Origin of the sequence: Pseudomonas sp. RIT411 (genome assembly GCF_003057735.2) — a bacterium.
Lineage (GTDB): Bacteria > Pseudomonadota > Gammaproteobacteria > Pseudomonadales > Pseudomonadaceae > Chryseomonas > Chryseomonas oryzihabitans.
In genome coordinates this window covers 162,646-171,656 of sequence record NZ_QBIZ02000009.1, presented here as the reverse complement: position 1 = coordinate 171,656, position 9,011 = coordinate 162,646, and the positions used below count along the sequence as shown (strand labels likewise).

Annotated in this window: 8 protein-coding genes; 1 reads left to right on the top strand and 7 read right to left on the bottom strand. The window is 64.7% G+C overall.

The window, feature by feature from the left end; translation table 11 throughout:
• Positions 1-346 precede the first annotated feature (346 nt).
• The 4 genes from pssA to DBY63_RS14900 all read right to left on the bottom strand — a co-directional run bounded on the left by pssA (position 347) and on the right by DBY63_RS14900 (position 4,628).
• Positions 347-1,201: a CDP-diacylglycerol--serine O-phosphatidyltransferase gene (gene pssA / locus DBY63_RS14915; RefSeq protein ID WP_007159688.1), complete on the bottom strand. Its 855-nt coding sequence runs from the start codon at positions 1,199-1,201 to the stop codon at positions 347-349.
• A gap of 165 nt (positions 1,202-1,366) precedes the next feature.
• Entirely contained in the window at positions 1,367-2,383 is a 1,017-nt protein-coding gene (gene ilvC, locus DBY63_RS14910; RefSeq protein WP_007159689.1) for a ketol-acid reductoisomerase, read from the bottom strand.
• Positions 2,384-2,409: 26 nt separating this feature from the next.
• Positions 2,410-2,901, bottom strand: a complete 492-nt coding sequence (gene ilvN, locus DBY63_RS14905) for an acetolactate synthase small subunit (RefSeq protein WP_007159690.1) — start codon at positions 2,899-2,901, stop codon at positions 2,410-2,412.
• A 2-nt stretch (positions 2,902-2,903) separates the two neighbouring features.
• Positions 2,904-4,628 (bottom strand): acetolactate synthase 3 large subunit, encoded by a 1,725-nt coding sequence (locus DBY63_RS14900; protein WP_027597553.1) that lies wholly within the window; start codon positions 4,626-4,628, stop codon positions 2,904-2,906.
• Positions 4,629-5,026: 398 nt separating this feature from the next.
• On the opposite strand from DBY63_RS14900, the gene DBY63_RS14895 reads away from it, so the two are divergent.
• Positions 5,027-5,491: a DUF4124 domain-containing protein gene (locus tag DBY63_RS14895; RefSeq protein ID WP_108581572.1), complete on the top strand. Its 465-nt coding sequence runs from the start codon at positions 5,027-5,029 to the stop codon at positions 5,489-5,491.
• A gap of 1 nt (position 5,492) precedes the next feature.
• Here the strand turns inward: DBY63_RS14895 and DBY63_RS14890 are convergent, their stop codons facing one another.
• Genes DBY63_RS14890 through mrcB form a run of 3 tightly spaced genes read right to left on the bottom strand, consistent with a single transcriptional unit; the run spans position 5,493 to position 8,949 of the window.
• Positions 5,493-5,819 carry a YqcC family protein gene (locus DBY63_RS14890; RefSeq protein ID WP_027597552.1) on the bottom strand — a complete coding sequence of 109 codons (327 nt, stop codon included), beginning with the start codon at positions 5,817-5,819 and terminating at the stop codon, positions 5,493-5,495.
• A complete protein-coding gene (locus DBY63_RS14885; protein ID WP_108581573.1) occupies positions 5,819-6,571 on the bottom strand; it encodes a hypothetical protein in 753 nt (250 codons plus the stop codon). The genes DBY63_RS14890 and DBY63_RS14885 overlap by 1 nt, the downstream gene beginning before the upstream one ends.
• A gap of 35 nt (positions 6,572-6,606) precedes the next feature.
• Complete coding sequence (gene mrcB, locus DBY63_RS14880) at positions 6,607-8,949, bottom strand: penicillin-binding protein 1B (RefSeq protein ID WP_108581574.1); 2,343 nt, start codon at positions 8,947-8,949, stop codon at positions 6,607-6,609.
• Positions 8,950-9,011: the final 62 nt, after the last annotated feature.

The following is a 9,011-nucleotide window of genomic DNA, read 5'->3' as shown; positions in this document are numbered from 1 at the left end:
GTTGATTTGAACTTTTTTCGTTTCAACTCAACCACTTGCGCTTGCCTGACCGGTCGAACCAATCTCGGCAGCGGGAGGCGAATACTACAGCATCCCAAGACGCTGTCAACCCCCTCCGCTTCATTTCGCTGTCACCCGAAGGTAAGAGCCAAATGGCGAAGAATCCGTGGACCCCTCGCCCGGCTCAGACCTAAGTGCTTGATTTTCAAGCCGCTTCAGCGTCTGCGCCGGAAGTGGGGCGCATTATAGGGGAGATTCAGAGCAGGTCAACAGGTTATTTTCAGAAAGGCCAAAAAAAGAAAGGGGCTGCTCGCGCAGCCCCTTTCTTATAGCCCTCTCGATGCCGCTAGGCACGGCCGATACGGCGATTGCGCCAGAGGGTGGTGAAGGGTCCGGAGACCGCATAGGCCAGGAAGCCCAGCAGCAGGACGCGCGGCGGGTCGGTAAAGACCACGGCGAAGACCAGCACGGCGATCAGGATGACCACGAAGGGGACGCGTCCCTTCAGGCCCAGGGTCTTGAAGCTCCAGTACTTGAAGTTGCTGACCATGAGCATGCCGGCTGCAGCGACCATCAGGGCGACCAGCAGCGACAGCTTGGAGCCCTGGATGCCGAAGTCACTGAAGCACCAGACGGTACCAGCCACCAGGGCCGCCGCGGAAGGACTGGCCAGGCCGATGAAGTAGCGCTTGTCCACCGAGCCGATCTGGGTGTTGAAGCGGGCCAGACGCAAGGCGGCGCCGGCTACATAGATGAAGGCGACGGCCCAGCCGACATTACCCAGACCACTCAGGGCCCACTGGAAGGCCAGGATCGCCGGTGCGACACCGAAGGCGACCATGTCGGAGAGCGAGTCGTACTGCTCGCCGAAGGCGCTCTGGGTATTGGTCATGCGGGCGACGCGACCATCCAAGCCATCGAGCACCATGGCGATGAAGATGGCGGCGGCCGCGGCCGAGAAGCCGGCGGAGGCGATGTCGTATTGCCCCTGGATGAAGGCGGTCTGAGCCGCGACACCCTTGATGATCGAATAGAGGCCGGCAAAGAGCGCCGCGGTGGTGAAGAGGTTGGGTAGCAGGTACACGCCACGGCGTCTGATCTTGCGCCCCTGGGCGTCCTGCGTCTCCTCGATGTGTTCATCCACGGGGATGAGGCCGTCGGTGGCTGTGTTGGACGGGGTTTCTTCGGGACGCTCGCTCATGGATTTTCCTTGGGCATTACCTGACGGATTGGACTGACCTCTTGAGGATAGGGTTCAGCCTAACCTCCCATGCTAAGGCATTGCCGGGGTCGTGGGCAGTGCAATAAAAAACGCGGCCGAGGCCGCGTCCTTTACCGCTCGTTACAGGGCTGGCGCCCTGCCCGATCAGTTCTTGGTCTTGTCGACGATCTTGTTCGACGCGATCCAAGGCATCATGGCACGCAGCTTCTCGCCGACCTGCTCGATCGGGTGAGCCGCGTTATTGCGACGGTAGGCGGTCATGGAGGCGTAGTTGGACGCGCCCTCGGCCACGAACATCTTGGCGTATTCGCCGTTCTGGATGCGCTTGAGCGCATTCTTCATGGCCGCGCGCGACTCGGCGTTGATGACCTCGGGGCCGGTCACGTACTCGCCGTACTCGGCGTTGTTGGAGATCGAGTAGTTCATGTTGGCGATACCGCCTTCGTACATGAGGTCGACGATCAGCTTGAGTTCGTGCAGGCACTCGAAGTAGGCCATTTCCGGTGCATAGCCAGCTTCGACCAGGGTTTCGAAACCGGCCTTGACCAGTTCGACCGCACCACCGCACAGCACGGCCTGCTCGCCGAACAGGTCGGTTTCGGTCTCGTCCTTGAAGGTGGTTTCGATGATGCCGGTACGGCCGCCGCCGACGCCGCAGGCGTAGGACAGGGCGACGTTCTTGGCATTGCCGGAAGCGTCCTGGTGGACGGCGACCAGATCAGGGATGCCGCCGCCCTTGACGAACTCGGAGCGCACGGTGTGACCCGGGGCCTTGGGAGCGATCATGATGACGTCCAGGTCAGCGCGGGGCACGACCTGGTTGTAGTGGATGGCGAAACCGTGGGCGAAGGCCAGGGTGGCGCCCTGCTTCAGGTTCGGCTCGATCTCGTCCTTGTACAGCTTGGACTGGAATTCGTCGGGGGTCAGGATCATGACCACGTCGGCGGAGGCGACGGCGTCCTTGACCGGCTTGACGGTCAGGCCATGGGCCTCGGCCTTGGCCACGGTGGCCGAGCCACTGCGCAGACCGACGACGACGTCGACGCCGGAGTCCTTCAGGTTGCAGGCGTGGGCGTGGCCCTGGGAGCCGTAGCCGATGATGGCGACCTTCTTGCCCTGGATGATGGAAAGGTCACAGTCTTTGTCGTAGTAAACGCGCATTGCAGGTTCTCCTGGAAAAGGGGGTATCAGATGCTCAGGGCTTTGTCGCCACGGGAAATTCCGGTCACGCCGCTACGCACCACCTCGAGGATGGACGCGGCGCCGATCGCCTGGATGAAGCTGTCGATCTTCTCGCTGGTGCCCGCCAGCTGAATGGTATACACGCTGCTGCCGACATCGACGATCTGGCCGCGAAAGATATCGGTGGTGCGCTTGACCTCGGCGCGCTGGGCGCCGGTGGCCTTGACCTTGATCAGCAGGAGTTCGCGCTCGATGTGGGCGCTCTCGGACAGGTTGACCAGTTTCACCACCTCGATGAGCTTGTTGAGGTTCTTGGTGATCTGCTCGACCGTCTCTTCCTGGCCGATGGTGGTCAGGGTCAGGCGCGACAGGGTCGGGTCCTCGGTCGCGGCGACCGTGAGGCTTTCGATGTTGTAGTTGCGCTGGGAAAACAGGCCGACCACGCGGGACAGGGCGCCGGGCTCGTTTTCCAGCAGCAGGGAGATGATGTGTCTCATGTTCAGGTCCGCTCCGTCTTGCTCAGCCACATGTCGCGCATCGCGCCATCCTTGATCTGCATCGGGTAGACGTGTTCGGTGTTGTCCACGGCGATGTCGAGGAAGACCAGGCGATTCTTCATGGCGAAGGCCTCGGCCATCATCGGCTTGAGGTCTTCCAGACGCTCGATGCGCATGCCGACGTGGCCATAGGCCTCGGCCAGCTTGACGAAGTCCGGCAGGGATTCCATGTAGGAGTGGGAATAGCGGCTGCTGTACTGCATGTCCTGCCACTGGCGGACCATGCCCAGGGCACCATTGTTGAGGCAGACGATCTTCACCGGCAGGTCGTACTGCATGCAGGTGGAGAGCTCCTGGATGTTCATCTGCACGCTGCCTTCACCGGTGACGCAGGCGACGTCGGCGTCCGGGAAGTTGAGCTTGACGCCCATGGCCGCCGGGAAGCCGAAGCCCATGGTGCCGAGGCCGCCGGAGTTGATCCAGCGATTGGGCTTGTCGTAGCGGTAGTACTGGGCAGCGAACATCTGGTGCTGACCCACGTCGGAGGTGATGTAGGCATCGCCCGCGGTGACGTCGTACAGGGTCTCGATGACGGTCTGCGGCTTGATGATGCTGCCGTCGCCCTTGTCGTAGGGGAACATCTCGCGACCGCCGCGCCACTCCTCGATCTGCTTCCACCAGGCGGCCTGGTTTTCGGCACGGGGCTTCTCGCTCAGTTCGCGGACCACGGCGACCATCTCGGCGAGGACGCTGTCGACCGGACCGACGATGGGCACGTCGGCCTTGATGGTCTTGGAGATCGAGGCCGGATCGATGTCGACGTGAATGATCTTGGCGTTCGGGCAGAAGCGCGTGGCACCGTTGATGACGCGGTCATCGAAGCGCGCACCCACGGCGAGGATGACGTCGCTGTGGTGCATGGCCAGGTTGGCCTGGTAGCTGCCGTGCATGCCGAGCATGCCGAGGAACTGGCGATCGCTGCCCGGGTAGGCGCCCAGACCCATCAGGGTATTGGTGACCGGCAGGTTGAGCAGGCGCGCCAGCTCGGTGAGGGCCGCGGAGGCACCGCCGAGGATGACGCCACCACCGGCATAGAGGATGGGGCGCTTGGCCGCCACCAGCATCTCGACGGCCTTGCGGATCTGCCCGGAATGACCGCGCTGCGCCGGATTGTAGGAGCGCAGCTTGATCTTCTTCGGATAGACGTATTCGTATTTCTTGGTCGGATCGCCCATGTCCTTGGGGATGTCGACCACCACCGGACCAGGACGCCCGGACTCGGCGAGGTAGAAGGCCTTCTTGAGGACTTCGGGGATCTCGGAGGGGTGCTTGATGATGAAGCTGTGCTTCACGATCGGCCGGGAGATGCCGACCATGTCGGTTTCCTGGAAGGCGTCGGTGCCCACCATGTTGCTCGGCACCTGGCCAGACAGGACCACCATGGGGATGGAGTCCATGTAGGCGGTGGCGATGCCGGTGATGGCATTGGTCGCGCCGGGGCCGGAGGTCACCAGGACCACGCCGGCCTTGCCGGTGGCGCGGGCATAGCCGTCGGCCATGTGGGTGGCGGCCTGCTCGTGACGAACCAGGATGTGGTTGAGCGCCGGTTCCTTGAACAGGGCGTCGTAGATGTGCAGCAGGGCACCGCCCGGGTACCCGTAGATGTGTTTCACGCCCTCGTCGCGCAAGAAGCGGACGACCATCTCAGCGCCAGTTAATAGCTCCACGTATCACCTCATTCCACGCATGGCGAGCGCCCATCGGTGGACGCTCAAGGTTCGGTTGACTGCAAGGCAGAGCATGGGCGACGGTGGTCACCGACGATTCAGCTGCCTAGAAAGCCTTGTTGGAAGATTCCGATGAATGCTGGAGCTTCCACCCGACGCGAGGTAACGCGGTGCAGGGTATTTGACTGTGGCGGCGCGGGTAGGCACCTCATGGTCTGCCGAGCAGTCAGCTTTGGGCCGACTCGCTACAGCGAACTTTGGATTGTTCGCATTCGACCCGTGCAAGTCAAGCCGAAAGGTGCAACCGGGCGCAATCGGTCGTCGGCGATCAGTCGTGATGAAAAGGTCGACGTCTCCTCTTATAGTGAAGTCCTGTCCTCTCCCCTTCCAGGATTCCCATGCGCTCGATCTTCTGGCTTTCCGCCCTGGCTTTCGCCTGCAGCCTGTCCGCCCAGGCCGCGCAGGTCTACAAGTGGACCGATGACAAGGGTGTCACCCACTTCAGTGCCCAGCCGCCCGAGGGCCAGAAGGCCAACGAGGTGGACGTGAAGACGGCGCCGCAGATCAATGGCAGTGGCACTGCACCCACCTACAAGATGCCCAACGGTGCCCAGCAGCCATCGGTGTCCAATGATGCCCAGCAGCAGGAACTGGATCGCCGGGTGAAGGCGCAGGTGCGCGAGCAGCAGAACCAGCTCAAGGAGCAGTGCGATCAGGCGCGCCAGAATCTGGCGCAACTGCGCAACAATCCGCGCATCCTGGTGCAGTCCGGGCGGGGCGAGACGCGGCGGCTGAGTGAAGAGGAACGTCAGCAGAGGCTGGCCGAGACCCAGCTGTCCATCGAGCAGAACTGCGGCAAGTAACTCAGGCGCTTTCGATGATGCGGTCGAATTCGGCCAGGGACGCAAGCAGGGGCAGGACGGGGTCGAGATTGCCCTGGTAGACCATCTCGGCCATCGGCCGGATGCCCGAGCGCGCCGGCAGGGCCGCATCGCTCTCGATGATCAGCTTCATCCGCGGCACGAAGATCCACTGCAGCCACTGGGCGAAACTCAGGGTATCAACGCAGAAGGGCTCCTGGCTGGCCAGGGCTTCTGCGCTGGGCGCCTGCGCCGACCACCAGCCGAGCAGGCGCAATTCACGCTCGATCTGCAGCAGCTGATCGGCCAGGGCGGGCAGGCGCTCGTCCATCAGGTACCCACCTGCGCCTTCTGCCGGGCCAGGGCGGCGCCGGAGGCATCGCCCTGGGCCTCGCGGGCCTGGGCGATCAGTTGCCAGAGACTGGCCTGCAGGGCCGGGCGGCCATTGGCGTAGGTCAGGGCGCGCCGGGCCAGTTGCTCGCCCTGGGCCGGATCGTTCTGCGCCAGGCGCACCTGGGCCAGGCGATAGAGCACCTGGGGCTCGCGCGGGGCGATGCGCTGGGCGCGTTCCAGGCTCGAGGAGGCGCCGTTGAGATCGCCGCCGCTCTGCTGTTGCTGGGCGGTGGTCAACAGGGCCAGCACCGGACCGTCGAGTTGTTCGTCGGCAGCCAGGCCGCCGCCACTGGAATTGCCGGTGGCGGGAATGCCGGTCGGCGCCGTACTGGCGGCCGCGGAGCCACTCGGGGTGGCGGGCGGATAGACCGGCTGCGAATAGCTCGGCTGCACCGGGGCCTGGGCGGGCGGCGCACTGGGGCTGGACGAGGTGATCAGCGGCGCCGAGGCCGCCGGCGCGGCATAGGTTTCCAGGGGTGCGGAGCTACCGCCCGGCACCATGACGGTCACCCCGGAATCGGCCGGCGCGCTGGGCGCGGCGGCCACGGGGGCCTGACGTTGCGCCGGCAGGGGCCGGTTGTTGCCCTGGCGATAGAGTTCGCCGTTGGACACCGGACCACCGGAATCGACCACGGGGATGGCGCCACGCTGCGGCGCGGCGCAACCGGCGAGGAGAACACCGGCGATCATCACCGGCCAGACTGCTTTCGTCACCTTGGGACCTCTCAATTCAACCAACCCTTGACCCAATCCATGACCGGATTGCCGCCGTTGCCGTTGCCGCCGGCAGCGGGTGCGGCCGGCGCGCCACAGGAGGCGCCCGGTGGCGGCTCACTGCCGCGAATATAAGGCATCTGCACGGTGTTGGGACACGAGGGATCCGTGCCGCGCCCGGTGGTGGCATCGACCCAGGCCTGGGTGATGTTGTCCGGCACCGGCATGTCCAGGGAGACCGGATCGGCGCGACGCATGAAGTTGCTCCAGACCTGCAGGGCGCCGGTGGCACCGGTCAGGGGCGTCTTGCCGTTGTCGTCGCGACCCAGCCAGACCACCGCCAGCAGATCCTGGCTGAAGCCGGAGAACCAGCTGTCGCGGGAATCGTTGGTGGTGCCGGTCTTGCCCGCCAGGTTCACGCTGGTGGGGATCTGGTTGTAGACCGAGCGCCCGGTGCCTTCGCGCATGACGCGCTGCATGGCGTACTGCACCAGGTAGATGGCGCCGGTATCGAAGCGCTGCTCGATCTGGAAGGGATAGCGCTTGAGCGGCTCGCCATTGGCGTCGAGCACGCTGCGGATGCTGCGCAGCGGCGTGTTGAAGCCACCGTTGGCCAGCGTCTGGTACATGGTCGCCACTTCCATGGGCGTCAGGGCACCGGCGCCGAGCAGGGTCGCCGGATAGGGCGGCAGGGCGCGACTCACGCCCAGGCGCGCGACGGTCTTGAGCACCTCGGGGACCCCGAGGTCCAGGCCCAGGCGCGCGGTGGACAGGTTGTAGGAATGCGCCAGCCCCTGATAGAGGAAAATGGTGCCGTGCGCCTTGTGCTCGTAGTTCTGCGGCCGCCAGACCTGGCCATCGGCGCCCTTCACCGAGAAGGGCTCGTCCTGGATCAGGGTGGTCAGGGTGTACTTGCTGGGGCGCTCGAGGGCGGTGAGATAGACCGCCGGCTTGATCAGCGAGCCGACCTGGCGCACCGCGTCGAGGGCGCGGTTGTAACCGGCGAAGCGTGGATCGCGGCCACCCAGCAGCGCCTGGACCTCACCGGTTTCCGGATTGGTCACCACCATGGCCGACTCGACGTTTTCCGCACCCTTGCGGCCGTCGATGCGCTTCATGGTCTCGCCCATGGCGGCTTCGGCCTTGGTCTGCAGGATGGGGTCGAAGCTGGTGAAGATGCGCAGCCCTTCTTCGGTGAGGTCTTCGTCGCGGTAGTCCTGCTTGAGCTGGCGCTTGACCAGGTCGACGAAGGCCGGGAAGGAACTGTTGGTCAGGCTGCCGGCCTTGGTGATGCCCAGCGGCCGAGCCTTGGCCGCTTCCGCCTCGGTGGCACTGACCACGCCCTGCTCGGCCATGAGGTCGAGCACCAGGTTGCGGCGGGTCATGGCGCGCTCGGGGTAGCGGCGCGGGTTGTAGTAGGACGGGCCCTTCACCAGACCGACCAGCAGGGCGACCTGATGCAGTTTCAGCTCGCTGAAGGGCTGGCCGAAGAAGTACTGGGCGGCCAGACCAAAGCCGTGGATGGCGCGCGAGCCGTCCTGACCGAGGAACACCTCGTTGAGGTAGGCCTCGAGGATCTCCTGCTTGCTGTAGTGCAGCTCCAGCAGCAGCGCCATCAGGGCTTCGGTGCCCTTGCGGGTGATGCTGCGCTCGTTGGTGAGGTAGAAGTTCTTGACCAGCTGCTGGGTCAGGGTGCTGCCACCCTGGCGCACCTGGCCGCTGGTGGCGTTGACCCAGACCGCCCGGGCGATGGACTTGGGCGAGACGCCGTGGTGATGCCAGAACTCGCGGTCCTCGACGGCCACCAGGCCATCGACCAGGTGCGGCGGCGCCTGGTCGAGCTTGATGAGGATGCGATCCTCGTTATGTGCCGGATAGATGCCGCCGATCATCAGCGGTTCCAGGCGGGCCACGGCCAGATTGCTGCCATCCAGGGCGCTGACGCCGGAGACGGTGCCGCCGGCGAAGCGCACACGGATCGCCCGCGCCGGCTCGACGCCTTCGTAGAACTGGAAGCCGCGGGTGTTCAGCTCGACCGTGGAGGCGCCCACGGAGACGCTGCCAGGGCCGTCCACGGTCTTCTCGCGGCGATAGCCGAGGGCATCGAGTTCGGTGAGGAAGTCGTCACGGCTGAGCTTGACGCCATTGAACAATTCCAGCGGCCGGGCATAGACCTTGGCCGGAATGGTCCAGCGCTTGCCAGAGAATTTTTCCTGGACCACGGCATCCAGATAGATGCATACGCCAGCCAGGGCTACCAGTGCGACCAGACCAAGCTTGACTGCCCAGCCGGACAGGCGGCGCCAGTCAAAGGTCTTGCGCTTGCGGGAACGAGAGGATCGGGGTCGCTTCATGGCGGCGCATTATACGCACTTGCCCGGTGGCCGACAGCGGCCTGCCAGCGCTTCGTCAGCTG